Annotated in this window: 18 protein-coding genes; 14 read left to right on the top strand and 4 right to left on the bottom strand. The window is 61.3% G+C overall.

Annotated features, from left to right (window positions below):
* The 3 genes from NUU27_RS16185 to NUU27_RS16175 all read left to right on the top strand — a co-directional run.
* On the top strand, window positions 1-503 hold a 503-nt coding region (locus NUU27_RS16185; protein WP_257763173.1), incomplete at its 5' end, for a TrbG/VirB9 family P-type conjugative transfer protein.
* Window positions 500-1,645, top strand: a complete 1,146-nt coding sequence (locus NUU27_RS16180) for a TrbI/VirB10 family protein (RefSeq protein WP_257763172.1) — start codon at window positions 500-502, stop codon at window positions 1,643-1,645. The genes NUU27_RS16185 and NUU27_RS16180, both read left to right, overlap by 4 nt.
* Before the next feature lie 2 nt (window positions 1,646-1,647).
* Window positions 1,648-1,908 carry a DUF2274 domain-containing protein gene (locus NUU27_RS16175; protein WP_257763171.1) on the top strand — a complete coding sequence of 87 codons (261 nt, stop codon included), beginning with the start codon at window positions 1,648-1,650 and terminating at the stop codon, window positions 1,906-1,908.
* A gap of 215 nt (window positions 1,909-2,123) precedes the next feature.
* Here the strand turns inward: NUU27_RS16175 and NUU27_RS16170 are convergent, their stop codons facing one another.
* The gene (locus NUU27_RS16170) at window positions 2,124-2,495 is read right to left on the bottom strand and encodes a YrdB family protein (protein WP_257763170.1); all 372 of its coding nucleotides are present in this window, start codon (window positions 2,493-2,495) and stop codon (window positions 2,124-2,126) included.
* An 863-nt stretch (window positions 2,496-3,358) separates the two neighbouring features.
* Between NUU27_RS16170 and NUU27_RS16165 the strand changes: the two genes are divergently transcribed.
* The 9 genes from NUU27_RS16165 to NUU27_RS16125 all read left to right on the top strand — a co-directional run bounded on the left by NUU27_RS16165 (window position 3,359) and on the right by NUU27_RS16125 (window position 10,486).
* Complete coding sequence (locus tag NUU27_RS16165) at window positions 3,359-4,177, top strand: alpha/beta fold hydrolase (RefSeq protein WP_257763169.1); 819 nt, start codon at window positions 3,359-3,361, stop codon at window positions 4,175-4,177.
* Window positions 4,178-4,220: 43 nt separating this feature from the next.
* Window positions 4,221-5,051: an NmrA family transcriptional regulator gene (locus NUU27_RS16160; RefSeq protein WP_257763167.1), complete on the top strand. Its 831-nt coding sequence runs from the start codon at window positions 4,221-4,223 to the stop codon at window positions 5,049-5,051.
* Complete coding sequence (locus NUU27_RS16155; RefSeq protein WP_257763166.1) at window positions 5,051-5,533, top strand: DUF1772 domain-containing protein; 483 nt, start codon at window positions 5,051-5,053, stop codon at window positions 5,531-5,533. The genes NUU27_RS16160 and NUU27_RS16155 overlap by 1 nt, the downstream gene beginning before the upstream one ends.
* Before the next feature lie 37 nt (window positions 5,534-5,570).
* Window positions 5,571-6,155: a putative glycolipid-binding domain-containing protein gene (locus tag NUU27_RS16150; protein ID WP_257763164.1), complete on the top strand. Its 585-nt coding sequence runs from the start codon at window positions 5,571-5,573 to the stop codon at window positions 6,153-6,155.
* A gap of 116 nt (window positions 6,156-6,271) precedes the next feature.
* The gene (locus tag NUU27_RS16145) at window positions 6,272-6,658 is read left to right on the top strand and encodes a RidA family protein (protein WP_308219974.1); all 387 of its coding nucleotides are present in this window, start codon (window positions 6,272-6,274) and stop codon (window positions 6,656-6,658) included.
* An 11-nt stretch (window positions 6,659-6,669) separates the two neighbouring features.
* Entirely contained in the window at window positions 6,670-8,508 is a 1,839-nt protein-coding gene (locus tag NUU27_RS16140) for an FAD-binding oxidoreductase (protein ID WP_257763163.1), read from the top strand.
* Between the two features lie 89 nt (window positions 8,509-8,597).
* Complete coding sequence (locus tag NUU27_RS16135; protein ID WP_257763162.1) at window positions 8,598-9,026, top strand: nuclear transport factor 2 family protein; 429 nt, start codon at window positions 8,598-8,600, stop codon at window positions 9,024-9,026.
* A 28-nt stretch (window positions 9,027-9,054) separates the two neighbouring features.
* Window positions 9,055-9,681: a LysE family translocator gene (locus tag NUU27_RS16130; protein WP_257763161.1), complete on the top strand. Its 627-nt coding sequence runs from the start codon at window positions 9,055-9,057 to the stop codon at window positions 9,679-9,681.
* Between the two features lie 193 nt (window positions 9,682-9,874).
* The gene (locus tag NUU27_RS16125) at window positions 9,875-10,486 is read left to right on the top strand and encodes a LysE family translocator (protein WP_257763160.1); all 612 of its coding nucleotides are present in this window, start codon (window positions 9,875-9,877) and stop codon (window positions 10,484-10,486) included.
* 216 nt (window positions 10,487-10,702) lie between these two features.
* On the opposite strand, the gene NUU27_RS16120 is transcribed toward NUU27_RS16125, so the two are convergent.
* The 3 genes from NUU27_RS16120 to NUU27_RS16110 all read right to left on the bottom strand — a co-directional run bounded on the left by NUU27_RS16120 (window position 10,703) and on the right by NUU27_RS16110 (window position 13,618).
* On the bottom strand, window positions 10,703-11,245 hold the full coding sequence (locus NUU27_RS16120) for a hypothetical protein (protein ID WP_257763159.1): 543 nt from the start codon (window positions 11,243-11,245) through the stop codon (window positions 10,703-10,705).
* Window positions 11,246-11,495: 250 nt separating this feature from the next.
* Window positions 11,496-13,340, bottom strand: coding sequence for an ABC transporter ATP-binding protein (locus NUU27_RS16115; RefSeq protein ID WP_257763158.1), 1,845 nt, complete (start codon window positions 13,338-13,340; stop codon window positions 11,496-11,498).
* Between the two features lie 2 nt (window positions 13,341-13,342).
* Window positions 13,343-13,618, bottom strand: a complete 276-nt coding sequence (locus NUU27_RS16110) for a DUF1127 domain-containing protein (RefSeq protein ID WP_257763157.1) — start codon at window positions 13,616-13,618, stop codon at window positions 13,343-13,345.
* A gap of 107 nt (window positions 13,619-13,725) precedes the next feature.
* Here NUU27_RS16110 and NUU27_RS16105 point away from each other — a divergent pair, with 107 nt between their 5' ends.
* Together NUU27_RS16105 and NUU27_RS16100 are read left to right on the top strand one after the other, a co-directional pair.
* Window positions 13,726-14,517, top strand: coding sequence for a helix-turn-helix transcriptional regulator (locus NUU27_RS16105; protein ID WP_257763156.1), 792 nt, complete (start codon window positions 13,726-13,728; stop codon window positions 14,515-14,517).
* Window positions 14,518-14,722: 205 nt separating this feature from the next.
* Entirely contained in the window at window positions 14,723-15,355 is a 633-nt protein-coding gene (locus NUU27_RS16100; RefSeq protein WP_257763155.1) for a LysE family translocator, read from the top strand.
* The last annotated feature ends 4 nt before the right edge of the window (window positions 15,356-15,359 follow it).

Raw genomic sequence — 15,359 nt, 5'->3', positions numbered from 1 at the left:
GGCCGGACATCTCGACCAATCTCGTCATCACCACCGACCGCCGCATCTACATGATCGAGCTGCGCGCGCGGGAAAAGCTCTACATGCCCGCCGTGGCCTGGGCCTATCCCGCGCCGCCTGCCGGTCAGCGCCAGACCATTCCGGCCGCTCCCGTCATCCCGGCCGAGGCGGCGCGCAATTATCGCTACGGTCTGCAGGGCGACAGCCCGCCCTGGCGGCCCATCTCCGTCTTCGACGACGGCCGCCGCGTCTATGTCGTCTTCCCGCGCGGCATCGTGCAGGGCGAGATGCCGCCGATCTTCGTGCTTGGCGCGGACGGCGAGCCGCAGATCGTCAACAGCCGCATCCACCAGAACATCCTGATCGTCGACCGCCTGTTCGGCGCCGCAGAGCTGCGCCTTGGCAGCGGCGACCGGCAGCAGACCGTCAGGATCGTGCGCATTGAGCAAAGGCAGGCGACCGGGGCACGTCCTGCCAGCGCCACCGAAGGATCGTCGTCATGACAGACACCAGCACCACCACCGACGCCGCGGCCCCGATGCGGCTGCGTGCCGAACCGCCGCACGTCACCCGCCTGTCACGAAAGATGCTCGCCGGCGTCGGCGCCGTCGCGCTGCTTGGCATCGGCGGCGCGCTGATCTACGCGCTCCAGACCCGCGATGCGGGACCGGGAGGGGAAGAACTCTATTCGACCGAGAACCGGCCGACGGCGGACGGCCTGTCCGGCCTACCGTCCGACTATACCGGCCCGCTCCTGGGCCCGGCGCTGCCCGGCGACCTCGGTCGCCCCATCCTCGATGCGCAGACACGCGGGCAGCCGGTGACGGTGCCCGCCATCGCCGCGCCTGCCGTCGATCCGGAAGAGGAACGCCGCCTGGCCGAGGAAGAGGCCGCCCGATTGAGCCGCGTCTTCTTCCAGACCGCACCGGGCACGGGCGCCGCGCCCGGAACCGGCACGAACCTCGCCGGCCTCGACCTGACCGGTCAGCTCGACCAGATTGCCACGCAGGATCGGCACACGGCATTCCTCAACGGGCCGGTGGACCGGCAGATCGTTGCCCCCGATCGCGTCACGCCGCCGGCATCGCCCTACGTCCTTCAGGCCGGGTCCGTGATCCCGGCCGCGCTCATCACCGGCATCCGCTCCGACCTTCCCGGCCAGATCACCGCCCAGGTCACGGAGAACGTCTATGACAGCCCGACCGGATCGCTGCTCCTGATTCCGCAGGGGACGAGGATCATTGGCCAATACGATGACGGCGTGACCTTCGGCCAGCGCCGCGTGTTGCTTGTGTGGAACCGCCTGATCCTGCCGGGCGGCCGCTCCATCGTTCTGGAGCTCCTGCCCGGGGCGGATGCCTCCGGCTATGCCGGGCTCGAGGATGGCGTCGATTATCACTGGTGGGATCTGATGAAGGCCGCCGGGCTCTCGACCTTGCTTGGCATTGGCGCGGAACTCGCCACCAGCGACGAGGACCGGCTGATCCGCGCCATCCGCGACGGCGCGCAGGACACCATCAATCAGGCCGGACAACAGATCATCCAGAGCCAGTTGCAGGTAGCGCCGACACTGACCATCCGGCCCGGTTTCCCGGTCAGGGTCATCGTGACCCGCGATCTTGTATTCGAGCCAGCCGGAGGCTGACCATGACGAAGTTGAAACTCGGCCCCATCGTCGAAGACAAGCCGGTGAAGGTCACCTTGGAATTGCCGGCGCCGCTGCATCGCGATCTTACCGCCTATGCCGAGGTGCTGGCCCGCGAGACCGGTCAGCCGGTTGCCGACCCGACCAGGCTGATCGTGCCGATGCTGGAACGGTTCATGTCGACGGATCGCGGCTTTGCGAAAGCGAAACGTTCCTTGGTATCTCCGACATTTCCAACATCTCGGACATCCGAGCGCGAATGATCCGAGGCTTGCATAAGGGAATCGTCGCCGAGGTCCGCTATCTCCAATCCGCCCGCATTGCCGCTAATGGCAATACGCGCGATGCCCGCCGATTTGTCTCGAATTCGCTCAGTTCAGCCAATCCGGCGTGAATTTCATTGAGATACGGACTGACGTTCTCAGCCGGGCGCAGCCTGCGACGGGGAAGCAAGATATTCGATGCGCCCAAAGGAATCTTAGCGCTTCCCGACTGCAAAACTCCAAACCCGCTCATAGTCCATTGCATAGTTTACGAGCAGTATCATCGCAAATATGGTTGCGAGAACGGGCCGTCCAGCTGCGGCCAATAGGTATATGGCCAGAACAAAGTAGCTGATCTCGAGCCCCAGCCTGATTTGCCCCCCAACAGCGACGATTGGCGCGCCGCCGTCCCCCGGCACCCGAAAGATCCCCCACGCGGCAGCCATGAGGAACGGAACGCCAAACCCCCAGAGCAATTTGAAGATAATATCGTCGAACCTGGAGAACCCCCAATATCCGGCGGCAACCAAAGCGGCCAACTCGGCGATAAACCGGAGAATAAGGTTTCCAAACTTGACGTAATCCATCCGCATTCTACTCAAAAGCTTGTTGCAGGACCAGTTCTATGCGAAATCGTTCCAATTCAAGCTGCCGCACGCGATGGGCTATAAGCAGGTCCATTATTTGGAAAGTTCATGGAGCCAATCCTCGGCGTCGGGATCTATCTGGCGGAGCGTGGATCGCGCAGCCTGTTGCGCTTTCTGCACCTCAATTGCGCGCTGCGGTCATCGACGGCAAGTTCAGTCTGAGCTTCGCATCCCACCGATCAGCGCGGTACCCGATGCACTCAATTTTTCCCGTAAACGGGTGATCGCCTCATCCGACATGCTGCTCAGAGAGCGCCGCATCGAGGTATAGTGTGGTGCCTGGACCTACGCTGAAATGTACCTATGCGTTCATGTGACCGCTTGCGTCGCCGTGGGCCGCGAGCAGGTCGCGCTCATCAGGCGGTCGTGCCGCAGGCCAAAGAGTGCCGATGGCAACCATGCATGACAGCGTCGCTTAGCGACACCGAAAGCTTACCTCCTACGCGGGCATTTCTGGCAGGACGCGATTCAGAACTCTCCGCATTGACGATTGCCCGAATGGACCCGCGCATCACGTGGCGCTCCATCGTTATTTTTTGACATTGTATCGATAACGCTTTCGTCGTGCCGACGACTAAGTTGACGCGTCAAACACTGGAGCACCAGCTTCAATTGGTTCCCTATGGTTAGCCAGTTTTGGACCTATTCGGGAGCCATTCGAAAATTCAGGTTATCACGCAAACATACAGATCGGAGGTCGGGAGATGCATAGGCGGCATTTTCTCTCACTAGCAGCAATACCAGTTTTATCCACCTTTTTGCTTTCCCCAGCGATGGCGCAAGATATTCAGAAGGAAATCAATATGACCACTCCCACGGAAGCCGGGTATGCGCCCGTCAACGGGCTTGAGCTGTACTACGAGGTTCACGGCACGGGTAAGCCACTGATCCTGCTTCACGGCGGCATCGCGGCGTTCGAACTCTTTGAATCGAGCCTGCCGGTATTCGCCGGCTCCCGGCAAGTCATCCTCGTTCATCTGCAGGCGCATGGCCGAACGAAGGATATCGATCGGCCGCTTCGCTTCGAATTCATGGCCGACGACATCGCGGCATTGATGGATCACCTCGGTATCGCGAAGGCCGATGTGATGGGCTACTCCCTCGGCGGCGGCGTGGCCATGCAACTGGCGATCCGGCATCCGGAAGTTGTCGACCGGCTGGTGGTCGTTTCCGAAGCCATGAAGCGCAGCGGGTATTACCCCGAAGTCATTGCCGCTTTCGACCAGATGGAAGCGATGGCGCCACAGATCGGTGCCAACGTCGCACAATCACCCCTGGCCGAGCTTTATCCCGATGTGGACTGGGTCCGGTTGTTTGCCAAGATGGGCGACCTCTTGAAGCGCGACTTCGACTGGTCGGAGGAGTTCGCTGCGATCTCGTCGCCAACCATGCTGGTTTTTGCCGACGCGGACGCGCAAACGCCGGAATACATCATGGAGGCCTGGGGCCTTCTCGGCGGTGGGCAGCGCGATGCCGGACTTGACGGTTCGATGAGGCCGCAGGCGCGGTTGGCGATCGTGCCTGGCACGACCCACTACAATCTGGTTTCAACGCCGGTCGTCGCGGAACTCGTGGCCCCCTTCCTAGATGCTGAGTTGCCGCAGTCCGACAGCACGAATTGATCGTTGAATCCGCGCCAATTGCCAACCCCTTGAGGAAACAGACATGACGGATAACCGACCCATTCTCATTGTCGGCGGGGGCGGCAAGACCGGCGCCCGTGTCAACACTCTGCTTAGAAGTCGCGGCATCGCCACGCGCCCCGTCTCGCGTTCCAGTGACATCCCATTCGACTGGACGAGCCGCGAGACGTGGGCCTCCGCACTGAACGGTGTATCGAAGGCTTACGTCACCTATCAGCCAGATCTTGCCGTGGATGGTGCCGACGAAGACATCGCTGAACTTTCGCGCCTTGCGCGTGAAGAAGGGCTGGAACACATCGTGCTCCTGTCCGGACGCGGGGAACCCGGTGCACAGCGGGCCGAGATTGCTCTGCGGAAATCCGGTGTGTCCTGGACGAACGTGAGGGCGAGCTGGTTCAATCAGAATTTCTCCGAGGGTGCATTCCGAGACAGCATTCTCGCCGGCGAACTCGCTCTCCCGGCCGGTCCGGTCCCCGAACCTTTCATCGATGCCGACGATATCGCCGATGTCGTGCTTGCCGCGTTGACCGAGGACGGTCACACCAACCGGCTCTACGAAGTGACGGGCCCGCGGGCACTCACATTCGCCGAAGCGGTGGACGAGATCGCGAATGCGGTCGGTCGACCGATCCGCTACCGGCAGATTCCGGTGGAGGCGTTCGTCGAACAGATGCGGCCCCATGCGCCTGAAGAGATGATTACTCTGCTCGTGGAGCTGTTTACGGTGGTACTCGACGGCCGCAACGTCGAAGTCATGAGCGGAGTAGAAGAAGCGCTCGGGCGCAGGCCCCTGGATTTCACCGACTATGCGAGGCGAGCTGCCGGGTCCGGCGCATGGAGCATCGCAGGCTGATGCAAGTTCTGGTCTCCGTCCTCTTATGGTTCTCGGCGATTGGCTGCGGCCTAATTGCCGGGCTCTACTTCGCCTTCTCGACTTTCATCATGACGGCTCTTGGCCGCATAGAGTCGGTGCAGGGCGTCGCCGCGATGAACTCCATCAACTCGACAATCCTCCGCTCACTGTTCATGCCACTCTTTTTCGGCACGACCATCGCCGCTGCGGTGCTGGCCGTGCTCGCCCTTATCCGCTGGGGCGAACCCGGTTCGGCGGCGATACTCGTGGGCGGGTTGATCTACTTAGTCGGCATGTTCGGATGCACGATCGTCTTCAACGTGCCGCTCAACAACGAGCTTGCACGGACCGGAGCCGGCGTGGCGGACGTATGGGCGCGCTACTTAAAGGATTGGACCTTCTGGAACCACATCCGAACTGTCGCATCCACGGCCGCGATGGTCCTCTTCATCGTCGCGCTTCTTGCCAGGCACTCCACTTAGCTTTGACGAACCTGAGCCAGCACTTGGATGGGTAGGGATGGAGAAGAATCACTTCGTTGAAAATGCTGGGGAACATGTCGCTTGGGCGATGTGGCGGCGGCTGGACACGGCGGGGCACGACGCAGCGCTACTTGTTCGTTCGAGCACCGGACATCTTCTAACAGGAACCGCGGTATTCCTGCATGCCAATGGGCCGGCCCGTATCGACTACCGGGTCTGCGTCGACCGCGATTGGAACACGACTGACGGGTATATCGCTGGTTTTGTGGCCGGGCGCACGGTCAGGCACGAAATCGTCCGCGATAGTGACGGTTGGCGGCTGGACGGCCTGGAGATGCCTGACCTCGTACATCTGCGGGATCTCGATCTCGGCTTCACGCCGGCCACCAATCTGCTTCAGCTGCGGCGGGCCGGGCCCGAGCTTGGTCGCAGCGCGGAACTGACCGTGGCCTGGCTCGACATCGGCGAAACCCGTATCACGGCGTTGCCGCAGGTTTATGTGCGCCAAAGCGAGACGATCTACGAATATTCGGCGCCGTCCGTTCCCTATGAGGCGGTGCTGGAAATGGCGCCGAACGGCTTTGTCCAAAGCTATCCCCGCTTATGGATGATGGAAGAATAGCTGGTAACGAGCCGGGCAGACACCTTCGAACGGCGGATCACCAATCACAAGTGAGACCGCCTCCACGCCGCTAAGCGCTCGCGGAAGCGAATGGGCGATAACAGCAGGAGAATTCATTGAAACAGATGGCCCGAAATCCTTCCGACGGCATCTATGCCGCGATGCCGGATTATGTTCATGCGCTGGAGGTTCAGGGCCCCAGCCGTTGGCTCTACATCGCCGGCACGATGGGGCTGGACGAAGCTGGCGTTGCGCCCGCGACGCTCGAGGAACAACTCGACCTCATCTGGCGCAATCTCAATCGCATTCTGGTGGAAGCCGATATGACCACCGACAACATCGTGCGCATCACCAGCTATCTGACTGATCCGGCATTTGCCGAGGCGAACGGCGCGGCGCGAGAGAAGGCGCTAGGCACACACCGCGTCCCCACCACCGCAATTGTGACGCAGACGCTCGATCCCACATGGCTGGTGGAAATCGAGGCCATAGCCGCAGCTTGAAGGAAGACGGTGTGACCGAGAAAACCGGACTGAATAGAAGACGCTTTCTACGTGCCGCGGCTTCCGGGTTGCCGTTTGCGTCGGGCCTTGCAGCGCTCCTGCCTTCCCCACTGAGAGCCAGCACGGCACAGCGCGCGATTTCACGGGTGCGTCCCGGCGATGCAGGCTGGCCCGCCGGAGAGAAGTGGGACGGTTTGCGCCGGCAGCTCGGCGGTCGCCTCATAAGAGTGGAGTCGCCGCTGACGTCGTGTTCCGACAGCGGTGAAGCTGAATGCGCTGAGCTCTTTGAGACCTTGAGGAATCCGTACTATCTCGGCGACGATCCCGCGCTGACCCAGACCCTGGGCTGGGTCGATGCATGGACGTCCCAGCCAAGTGCCTATGCTGTTACCGCCGAGACGACCGGCGATGTCGTGGCTGCCGTCGACTTCGCTCGTGAAAACAACCTTCGGCTGGTCGTCAAGGGAGGTGGTCACAGCTATCAGGGACGATCAAACGCGCCGGATTCTCTTCTGATCTGGACGCGGAGGATGAATGCCGTCGTCGTGCATGATGCATTCGTTCCCTCGGGCTGCAGCGGAGAAGTCCAACCGCGGCCTGCAGTGACCGTCGGGGCCGGTGCAATCTGGGCGCAGGTCTATGATGCGGTCACGACGAAGGCAGGCCGCTACGTCCAGGGAGGGGGCTGTCTGACCGTGGGGGTGGCGGGTCTTATTCAGAGCGGCGGCTTCGGCAACTTCTCGAAGGCCTACGGGATGGCGGCGGCGAGCCTGCTCGAGGCCGAGATCGTTACGGCCGACGGCGAAGCTCGGACCGCCAACGCGTGCATGAACCCTGACCTGTTCTGGGGCATCAAGGGCGGCGGAGGCGGCAGCCTGGGGGTCGTGACCAAAGTCACGCTGCGCACCTACGATCTTCCCGAATTCTTCGGCGGCGTATTCGCGAACATCCAGGCGAACTCGGATCACGCATACCACCGACTGATCGCCAAGATCGTCGAATTCTACGGTGAAACGCTGTTCAACCCACATTGGGGCGAGCAGATCGTTTTCCGCCCCGACAACAGTCTGACGATTTCGATGGTGTTCCGGGGTCTCGACCGGCAACAGGCAGAAACCATCTGGCGTCCCTTCTTCGACTGGCTCGCGGCCGCATCGGAAGAGTTCAGCCTGGCCTCGGAGCCGACCATTCTCGCTGTGCCGGCGCGGCACTTCTGGGATCCGGAATATCTCGGGCAGTTGGACGGGATCGTCCTTACCGATGAACGACCCGGCGCGCCCGACACCAACATATTCTGGGCCGGCGATCGCGAGCAGGCTGGGCAGGTTTTGCACGGCTATCGGTCCACATGGCTTTCATCTGACCTTCTTCAGGACAGCAGGCGGCGAGACCTGATCGATGCGCTCTTTGCCGCAAGCCGGCACTGGAGCGTGTCTTTGCATTTCAACAAGGGTTTGGCCGGTGCTCCACCGGGAGCCGTCGAAGCCGCGCGCGATACAGCCACCAATCCTGCTGTAGTCGATGCGTTCGCGCTCGCTATCAGCGGCGCCGAGGAGCCCCCAGCCTATCCAGGCATAGCTGGATACGAACCCGATACAAAGGTCGCCAGGCGGCGAGCGCAGGAAGTCAATCAGGCGATCGGAGAACTGCGTACGCTCGTCCCTTCGGTTGCGTCGTACGTATCGGAGAGCGATTTCTTTGAGGAGAACTGGCAGGACGCCTTCTGGGGCGCGAACTACTCACGGCTCCTCTCCATCAAGGACAGGTACGATCCAGGTGGCCTCTTCTTCGTGCATCACGGAGTTGGCAGCGAGCGGTGGAGCGCGGACGGTTTCACGAGACTGCCCTGACGGGCGAAGTGACGACGAATCCGCGACAGGGACCATATCGGAGTGAGCCGAAAGAAAACAATCATCCGACGAAACGGAGGAACTGAAGAATGCCTGCTGCGGAAAACAAGGAAACAGTGCGACAGATTTACGAAGCCATGGAACGGGGCGACAGAAGCGTCTTCGCTGAGGCCGTGCACTCCGACTACGTCTGGAGACTCGCCGGCCGCTATAGCTGGGCCGGCAGCTTCGAGGGGCAAGACAACGTCCGGCGCAAACTGCTTCGGCCGCTGTTCAACCAATTTGAGACGGAGTACCGCGCAAATGCGGTCAACTTGATCGCCGAGGGAGAGTTCGTCGTGGCCGAGGTGCGCGGCGACGTAATGACGAAGAGCGGGGCGCGATACGACAACGAGTACTGCTTCATATTCCGTTTCCGGGACGGAAAGATCGCTGAGATAACTGAGTACTGCGACAGCGACCTCATTGAGCGCGTGCTTGGCTCATACGGAGAGGCCGTCGAGGCCGCAAATGGCTAAGCCGCCAACAAAGTGACGGAGGCACGGAATGATCGACCCGACCACCTTGATTGCCTACACTGCCATCGTGCTGGGCTTTGTGTTCATCCCAGGTCCGGCCACGCTGCTCACGGTTGCGCGGGCCACGAGTTCCGGAACGAAAGCGGGGATCGCCACCGGTGCAGGGATCGCGGCAGGCGACGTGATCCACACCTTCATGGCGATTGTCGGAATTTCCGCGATCATCGCGACCTCTTCGCTCCTTTTCAGCATCATCAAATATGTCGGGGCCGCCTATCTCCTGTATCTCGGCATTCGCGCAATATTTGAAAAGACTCCGTCTGCATTTGCACCCGCAGCATTGCCAATATCTGCTGGTAGCGCATTCAGGCAGGCGGTTCTGGCTGAGGTGCTCAATCCGAAGACCGCGCTCTTCTTTCTCGCGTTCCTGCCCCAGTTCGTGCGGCCTGAGAACGGCGTGGTCATGCTTCAACTGACGATTCTGGGCGCTGTCTTCGTCTTGCTGGGGCTCGTGAGCACGCTGGTCTTCGCGGTCGGCGCCGGAGGCCTTGGAAACTTCCTGCGCCGAAACCCGACCGTGCTCAAATGGCAGGGCAAGGCTGTCGGCGGCATCTACTGCGCGCTAGGCATCCGCCTGGCCCTGCAGGAACGCTAAGCTAAATCGCTCCATCTCGGAATCCGTAGCACTCTGCAACGGCTCCGATATGGTCGGATCCGACGCTAGCGCTGGCGATTGGGTCGCGACAAGTATTGTGCGGCGGGCCTTGCTTCTTGCATCCGGCCCTCGCCTCCCGGTGATAGACCACGAGTTCAGCGTCGGCGCCTGCCCGACCTAAGGAGTCATTCAAATGGACCTCTCGTCACTCCTCATCTTCGCCGGCGCGCTGATGGTGGCGGCCGGCTCGCCGGGGCCGAGCATCGCCGCGCTGGTTGCACGGATTCTTACGCGCGGCGTGCGTGCCGTGCTGCCGTTCCTTGCGGCGATGTGGGTCGGCGAGGCGATCTGGCTGTCGCTGGCCATCTTCGGCCTGTCGGTGGTCGCGCAGACCTTCCATCTTGCCTTCGTGGCGATCAAATGGGCCGGCATAGCCTATCTTCTATGGCTCGCCTGGAAGATGTGGACCGCGCCGGTGCACCATGCCGGTGCGGCTCTGCCTGCGCCGGATTCGCCGCTGAAGCTGTTCCTCGCCGGCATGGCGGTGACGCTCGGCAATCCCAAGATCATGGTGTTCTACCTCGCGCTGCTGCCGACGATCGTCGATCTCGGATCGGTGACGCTGGTGGGCTGGGCCGAGCTAACGCTGACCATGGTCGCCGTGCTGATCGCGGTCGATTTCGGATGGGCGTTTGCCGCGGCGCAGGCCCGCCGGCTGCTCAGAAGCGCGCGGGCCATGCGTATTGCCAACCGCGCCGGCGCGTCGATGATGGCGGGTGCCGCGGCCGCGATCGCCGCGCGGTAGCTGTGTCCTGACCTACATGGCATCGGGCTATTTCCGTCGGGTAAGATCATCAGGGCTGACGGTTCGGGGCGTGGTGTAGTTGTGCAGCGCGGTGGTCATCGGCGCTCTCCGGTCGGGAGCGGCGACCAATGCCGCCAGCTAAACCACGCGGTGGGACACCATCCCAGCAAGGACCTTGTCGGCACCGCTGGCCCACCCACGCCACTCGGTCTCGTGTCAGTCGGAGTTCTCTTTCAACGCCGACTCTTTCTCCGTCCCGAGTGCTGCAATGCCGATGAAGAACAGGAATTCTAGCGCCGCGACAACCAGCAGCGCGATCAAACCGGTCACATAGAGGGCCTGGCCTCGGGGCACAACGTCCCACACGCTGAGCCACAGCGCCACGCCGAGGACTGGTAATAGTACCATAACACCGTAAAGGATCGGCGTGATCACGGGGACCTTGACAGCTCTCCGGGCAATATGGTCCCGGCGCTCACCAGCTAGCGCAAGAACCGTACCGACAAGAAACCACGAGCCAAGAAATGCGCTGCAAAGGGCCCACAGTACGCCCGGTGACAACTGCGCAAGCGCCAGTGGAATAGGCAGCAGCGCGAAGAAGACGACCAGGAAGCTATCGAGAATAAGAAACCAGAGGACGCGAAATTCGGTCGGGGACCACTTGTTCGGGCCGCGAGCGCGAAAGGCACCGACGACGCCCGAAAACGCTGCCAGCGTCACGCCGATATTGGCAAGTGTGTCGAGGATTTGTTCGTTCATGGAATTCGCCGCCAGTGTTTGCTATCAAATCAGGATGGCAGCAGGTTATGTTCTGTGTTTCGGTCGCCGGGTTTTGCTGATCGCTTGCGCGAGGGCATCACAGCCTATGGATTGTCCAGTGCGTGCCTCGTGAGTCTGTCACACCGTTTCCTCTTTTCTGCGGTACCCATTCTTGGGCCGGCGCGTACACCGGCGATTGGGTCGCGCCATTGCCTAGGAGCACGCCTTACCTCCCCGTCGTAGCCGGCCTTTACCCTCCGATCACGGGTCCGTATCCTAAAAAGCCGTCAGTCTGGTGGCGCCAGAGGCGGCTATAGAGGCCATTTTGGGCAAGCAGATCGCCATGTGTGCCGATCTCAACCACCCGTCCAGCGTCAAGGACCGCGATCCGATCCATGCGGCTTAGTGTCGAAAGCCGATGGGCAATGGCAATCACAGTCCGTCCTTCCATCATGGGGTAGAGCGTGTCGAGAATTGCTGCTTCGGACTCGCTGTCGAGCGCCGATGTCGCCTCATCGAGCAACAGGATTGGTGCATTCTTGAGCAATGCCCGGGCGAGTGCGATCCGCTGCCGCTGCCCTCCCGACAATTGCACGCCGCGTTCGCCTACTTGTGCGTCATAGCCTGTACGCCCTTGCGCGTCGCGCAGCTGGAGGATGAAAACGTGCGCTCGGGCCTGGCGCGCCGCAGCTTCGATCTCCGCGCCTGACGCGTTTTCGCGGCCGAAAGCGATGTTGGCGGCGACCGTTCGATCGAGCAGGGCCGGTTCCTGTGCGACAAGCGAGATGCGGCTCAGAAGATCGCGTTGACGAATTTCACCAATGTCGGCACCGTCGATGGTTATGCGCCCATCTTCAATGTCGAAGTGCCGCATCAAAGCTCCGAGCAATGTGGATTTGCCGGCGCCAGACGGGCCGACGATCCCGAGCTTCTCACCGGCACGGACTTCAAGTGAGAGCCGGTCGAGGCCGCCATGGTCACGGCCGTATCGATGGACGACGTCGTCGAGCCTGATGGCACCTCCCTTGAACTCAAATGGGGTCGCGGCTTCAGGTTCTCTCAGGGCCAGCGGCTGGGAAATGGATTTCAGGGAATCGCGTGTAGCACCGACCCAGCCGAACAAAGTGGCTATGGCATCGAGCAGTCGTTCTGCCATCCCATTGACACGCAGCGAAAGAGCCAGTGCCGCAGCAATGAAACCTAGTGGGACCTCGCCCGCCTGCCAAAGGACGACTGAATAGCCGATCAGCCCCACAAGAAGCACGGTTCCAAGTGCAAGCATGCCGACATTCGTGATCACTTCGAACTTCTGCAAATCGAGAAAGGCCCGCCGCGCCGCACGGAAAGCCTTCTCGCTTTCCCTGTCTTCGCTGTCTGGATCGGCAAAAAGCTTGATCGTTTCTATATTTGCATAGCTGTCGACAAACAGCCGCGTCAGGTTCGCGAGCGCCTCGTTGAAGCGCTCGTAGTTGTCACGGAAGCGCGGGACCGTATAGGCCATGTGACCAACGTAAAGCACTGCCCAAAGCACAACCGGTAACGCCAGTCGCAGATCGACTGACGTAAGCAGCAAGATCGATCCGACAAAGTAGATGGCGACATCGACGATGATGTGCAGCACGCAATATACCGCCCCAGCCGCAGAGACTCCGACTTCGCGTACGCGCGACCCCAGGAGCCCGGAGGCCTGGTGCCGGAACCAGATGACCGGCTGGCGCAGCAGATATCTGTGTGCTCGCCAGCGGAACAGCGATACCGCATTGGGCCGAAAGGCGATATCGTCGAGACCCTCCTTCACAAGGGCGACAAGCGGACGGAGCACGAGCAGCCCAACGGCAATGAGCACGAATTCAGTGCCCCGATCGGCCCAAAGGGTTTCCCTGGGCGTGTTCATCAGGCTGTCGACGAGATTGCCCACATAGACGAGCAGCGCGAGCTCGATCACAACCGAGGCGATGGAGGCCAGCACACTCAGTGCGATGATACCGCGAAACGGGCGGAGATTCTGCAGCAAAAAGGCTCGAACCGTCGCCGCCGGCCTTTCCGGCTGCCCGGGAACAAACGGATCGACCATGTTTTCCAGGTACCGGAACATCGTCAGTCACCCTCAAATGCGCCGTCGGGCTGCCGGTAATTGGCCTGATGCTCTTCGCGTATCAGCGGAAGCTCCGTCGGCCCCAGGCGGGCGAGTTTGGGGATATCGGACCGGCAAAGCCCGATGTCGGCAAGCTCGCGATCTCCGAGGAAATTAAGCTTGCGCTCAGTCGCGTATCGCAAATGCTGCGCTTTGATCGCAGCGACGAAGCTGAACCAGATATGGGAAAGGCGACGGGATTCCGATGATACGGGGGCGTCGCAGGTCTGAATTTTCATGGACATTGGCTGACGAACTCTAGTGGTTGAAGCATTAGCCTCGTGTCTAGCCCGCCGTCGCCAAAGCGTGTTATCGATACAATGTCAAAAAGTCTCGATGAAGCGCCATGATTGATCCTGAAAACCTCTCAATGCCCAAGCTGAGCACCGACAATCGCGGCGATACGCCCGAGCTCGCGATCGGCCAGGCCGGGGTGGAGCCGGCCGGAAAGGTCTATGAGACGCACACGCACGTTCGTGCGCAGCTTTTCCATATTTTCAGCGGTTCGCTGCGCTTGGAAACGGAGCAAGGGTGCTTCGTGGTGCCGCCGGAACGCGCAATATGGGTGCCCAGCAATGTGCCCCATGCGGTGACCTACCTGCAGCCAACGGCGCTGCGCTACCTGTTTTTCCGGCCCGACGCGGTTAACGACCTCCCTGAAGAGACAGCGGTCATCACGGCAACGCCCCTTTTGCGGGAGCTGATTCAGGCCTTTCTGGGAATCCCTCGATCCGAGGCAGGTTCGGCGCCCGCCGAACGGATCATCCATGTTCTGCTCGACCAGCTCCGATCGAGCCCGGCCATACCGCTCTATCTGCCCATGCCGCGTTCACCGCGGCTTCTGGACGTCGCCAGGCAATTGCGGGACGATCCGGGTCGGGAGATGCCAGTAGCCGTCACGGCAAAGCAGGCGGCAATGTCCCCGCGGACCTTTCAAAGGCACTTCCAGGACGAAACCGGCATGACCTTTCGTTCCTGGCTTCGCCAGGCCAAGCTCATGAAGGCCGTTGAATGGCTCGCTACCGGTCAGCCGGTCGGCGATATTGCCCATTCACTGGGATATTCCGGTCCGAGCGCCTTTATAGCAACGTTCCATGAGGCCTTCGGCACCTCACCCAGCCGCTATTTTGTCGGTTAGCCAGGAGCCCGCCTTGCTTTCCCGCGGCCGGCGCGTTGCCCTCCGATCATAGATTCCGAAATTGGCTCTATCGTTTTTCCGGATGGCGGAGCTTTTGGAGCACCAAGAAAGGGCCCTAATATAAGCGGGCTGTGTGCCTCGGTTTACGCAAACCCGGCCGCAACTACAGAAAGCCGAGCCTGCCCGAAGGAAAAGGAGCCACCAGATGTTCGATGTCTATCTCCCCGGACTGCTGCTCGCCTGGAGCGCATACGGGCTGGGAATACTCAGTCCTGGCCCGAACGTCCTGGCCGTCATGGGAACGTCCATGGAACACGGCCGCCGGCCAGGGGTAACGCTGGCGGCCGGCATGGTCAGCGGCACGCTGGTCTGGGGGACCGCAACGCTGATGGGATTGACTGCTCTGCTGGCTGTCTACGCTTCCGCACTCACTTTGATCAAATTCGCCGGTGCAGCCTATCTGCTGTGGCTGGCCTACAAGTCTTTCCGTGCCGCCCTGAGCAGCCAATCCGATATTCCCAGAGGGCTCGAGGATTACCAGAAAGCCAAACACCTCTATCTCCGCGGATTGATCATCCAACTCAGCAATCCCAAGGCCGCCCTAACCTGGATCGCGATCATGTCGCTCGCTGTGCGCGAGGGCTCGCCCCTTTGGGTTGGTCCCGCCGTCGTGGCTGGTTGCCTCGTGATCTCGTTCGGCGGGCACATGATCTACGCATTGTTGTTCTCGGCTCCGCCGGTCGGCCGCGTCTATCTGCGCGCGCGACGCTGGATCCAGGGCGGTCTCGGTGCCTTCTTCTGTTTTGCCAGTTGGAAGCTGGCTTCGGCGCGCTTTTAGGACG

This window comes from Nitratireductor sp. ZSWI3 (assembly GCF_024655565.1).
Taxonomy (GTDB): Bacteria; Pseudomonadota; Alphaproteobacteria; order Rhizobiales; family Rhizobiaceae; genus Nitratireductor.
Note: the sequence above shows the minus strand (reverse complement) of the source record. Positions and strands in the feature narration are given on the sequence as shown.

Coding starts and splice junctions, on each gene's coding strand:
- NUU27_RS16105 (WP_257763156.1), top strand. CDS start 13,726: ATGATTGATCCTGAAAACCTCTCAATGCCCAAGCTGAGCACCGACAAT.
- NUU27_RS16120 (WP_257763159.1), bottom strand. CDS start 11,245: ATGAACGAACAAATCCTCGACACACTTGCCAATATCGGCGTGACGCTG.
- NUU27_RS16160 (WP_257763167.1), top strand. CDS start 4,221: ATGACGGATAACCGACCCATTCTCATTGTCGGCGGGGGCGGCAAGACC.
- NUU27_RS16180 (WP_257763172.1), top strand. CDS start 500: ATGACAGACACCAGCACCACCACCGACGCCGCGGCCCCGATGCGGCTG.
- NUU27_RS16155 (WP_257763166.1), top strand. CDS start 5,051: ATGCAAGTTCTGGTCTCCGTCCTCTTATGGTTCTCGGCGATTGGCTGC.
- NUU27_RS16135 (WP_257763162.1), top strand. CDS start 8,598: ATGCCTGCTGCGGAAAACAAGGAAACAGTGCGACAGATTTACGAAGCC.
- NUU27_RS16150 (WP_257763164.1), top strand. CDS start 5,571: ATGGAGAAGAATCACTTCGTTGAAAATGCTGGGGAACATGTCGCTTGG.
- NUU27_RS16100 (WP_257763155.1), top strand. CDS start 14,723: ATGTTCGATGTCTATCTCCCCGGACTGCTGCTCGCCTGGAGCGCATAC.
- NUU27_RS16125 (WP_257763160.1), top strand. CDS start 9,875: ATGGACCTCTCGTCACTCCTCATCTTCGCCGGCGCGCTGATGGTGGCG.
- NUU27_RS16130 (WP_257763161.1), top strand. CDS start 9,055: ATGATCGACCCGACCACCTTGATTGCCTACACTGCCATCGTGCTGGGC.
- NUU27_RS16175 (WP_257763171.1), top strand. CDS start 1,648: ATGACGAAGTTGAAACTCGGCCCCATCGTCGAAGACAAGCCGGTGAAG.
- NUU27_RS16115 (WP_257763158.1), bottom strand. CDS start 13,340: ATGTTCCGGTACCTGGAAAACATGGTCGATCCGTTTGTTCCCGGGCAG.
- NUU27_RS16170 (WP_257763170.1), bottom strand. CDS start 2,495: ATGGATTACGTCAAGTTTGGAAACCTTATTCTCCGGTTTATCGCCGAG.
- NUU27_RS16165 (WP_257763169.1), top strand. CDS start 3,359: ATGACCACTCCCACGGAAGCCGGGTATGCGCCCGTCAACGGGCTTGAG.
- NUU27_RS16110 (WP_257763157.1), bottom strand. CDS start 13,618: ATGAAAATTCAGACCTGCGACGCCCCCGTATCATCGGAATCCCGTCGC.